This window comes from Streptomyces sp. P9(2023) (assembly GCF_032436795.1).
Lineage (GTDB): Bacteria > Actinomycetota > Actinomycetes > Streptomycetales > Streptomycetaceae > Streptomyces.
The window spans coordinates 1-285 of record NZ_JAUPWM010000358.1 but is presented as its reverse complement, the minus strand read 5'-3'; the positions used below and the strand labels follow the sequence as shown (position 1 = coordinate 285).

The window sequence follows — 285 nt, the reverse complement described above, 5'->3', positions numbered from 1 at the left end:
ACCGCATTTACGTTACCACCGGCAGCCACCTGATGCAGGAGCATCCGGCTTGTGATGACCTGCTCGAACGCCTCGATGAAATCCTCTACCGGGCCGCGTACCGTGACGGCGAGCCGTTCACGGTCGCGCCGCCCCTCGATGAGGCGCGGCATGGCCGCGCCATATCCCTCGACCTGCCGCCTGTCGCTGCCGTCGATGAAGGCGAGTTTTTCAGCGAGGACAAGCGCGCGCTACCGCCGCCGGATGGGGCGCTCTGGTTCCGTAAAGCCGGTGAGGCTCCGCAAC

The 285-nt window shown here is 66.0% G+C and carries 1 protein-coding gene; it reads left to right on the top strand.

Annotated features, from left to right (window positions below):
• On the top strand, positions 1 to 285 hold a 285-nt coding region (locus Q5762_RS37940), incomplete at both ends, for a hypothetical protein (protein ID WP_315896864.1).